1 protein-coding gene and 1 pseudogene are annotated in these 1,522 nt (G+C 37.3%); both read right to left on the bottom strand.

Annotated elements, in window-relative coordinates:
- Positions 1–1,001, bottom strand: a 1,001-nt coding sequence (locus T368_RS0111455; protein WP_080695807.1) for an AMP-binding protein, incomplete at its 3' end; no start/stop codon positions are given.
- Between the two features lie 69 nt (positions 1,002–1,070).
- Positions 1,071–1,522, bottom strand: a pseudogene (locus T368_RS16395) (ANL family adenylate-forming protein); the annotation flags it as partial.

Raw genomic sequence — 1,522 nt, 5'->3', positions numbered from 1 at the left:
TTTACTTCTACTAAATCCCCTGTTGCAAAATAACCTTTATCATCAAACACACTATTATCACTATTAAGATAGCCCAGTGCGTTTGTGTGGGATTTAAGATAGAGTATATTATCCATTATCTTGTAGTCTGCATTTATGATTCTAAAAAACTCTGCGAAGTCGCTCTCATCTGCTTGTTTGGTTTTAATGGCATTTGTCTCGCTTGTCCCAAAGCTTTGCTTGAATCTTGTGTGTGGCAGGGCTTGTTGCAAAGATTCTAAAAGTTTTGAAGACATTTTTTCACTACCATAAATAACTAGCTTTAAATGAGTTAAATCATAATTGCCTAATCCAGCTACAAGCAAAAGTCGCAACAATGTCGGCGAGGCGGGCAGAATCTCTACTTTGTGTTTTTGTAAAGATTCTAGAATCCACTGCGGACTCCGCTCTTTTGGGATAATAAGGCTTCCACCGCTCCCAAAGGTATTTAGCATTACATCAATCCCTGCGATATGGTCAGGCAAATACACACTCATTATACGCAATGGATTTTGCCTTTTATTGCAATAAGATTCTAAAAGTGTGTTTAGATTGTGCACTATGGCTTTAGGTTTGCCTGTGCTACCACTTGAAAAAAGGATTAATCCACCATTATTTTGCTTTTTTAAACTATCAAGCAAACTATGTGATTTTGGACTGATAGAATCTAGCTTATTTTCTTGTGTGTCTAGCACAAACTCTACCCCAAAATCTTGTAGCGAAATGTCAATATTTCGTGGAAGTAAGGGAGCTATAATGCACTGCTTTTTGCATAAAGCTAAAAATACTATGACATAAGAAAGGCTGTAATCTCCCCTAAGTGCTATCACTGCATTATTTGGGATTGTAAGCATAGTTTGAGAAAGACTAAAGGCTGACATTTTCTTGCAAAGCTCCGCATAAGTGTAGGGTGTGTCGTTGAGTATTAAGGCATTTTTGTCGCCATAGCACGACATTTTGTGCATAAATAAACTTACGCACATTGTAAATTCTCACATATAGAGATATGGCGAAATGATAAAGATTCATAATGATAGGTTGCATAGCAGGACTCATAGAGTGTTACCCCCCCCCCCCCCATTAGTAAGTCGCAATTTCTTAAATCTCTCACTCACTTCCAAAGATTCCACAATACTTACTTTACTTGGAATCTTAAAGGGGGCGAGTTTGTCTTTACAAAATGCTCTTATGTATTTTTTTAATTCTAGATTCTGCGTTACCTGCGTTGTCTCTTTGGTGCTTTTAGCGGATTCTGCACTCAAGGCTCGGTCATTACCCCTTAGGTAACTCCCTTCGCCTTTCGCTTGAAAACCACTAAAATCACTCAAAAATACTTCCGCAGTGTTGCTGTCTGTGTTTTTAGAATCTAAGTTTGCAGATTCTGCTTTGCTAGATTTTATATAATGATTAGAATCTAACACCACCTTTACACTTACACTTTGCCCTGTAATAGCATTAGATTCTCCATATACAACACAATCACTTATAAATGGAATCTGTAATA

The organism is Helicobacter bilis ATCC 51630 (assembly GCF_000686565.1).
GTDB classification, from domain to species: domain Bacteria; phylum Campylobacterota; class Campylobacteria; order Campylobacterales; family Helicobacteraceae; genus Helicobacter_A; species Helicobacter_A bilis.
The sequence above is the reverse complement of the archived record's forward strand: the minus strand, read 5'-3'. Positions and strand labels throughout refer to the sequence as shown.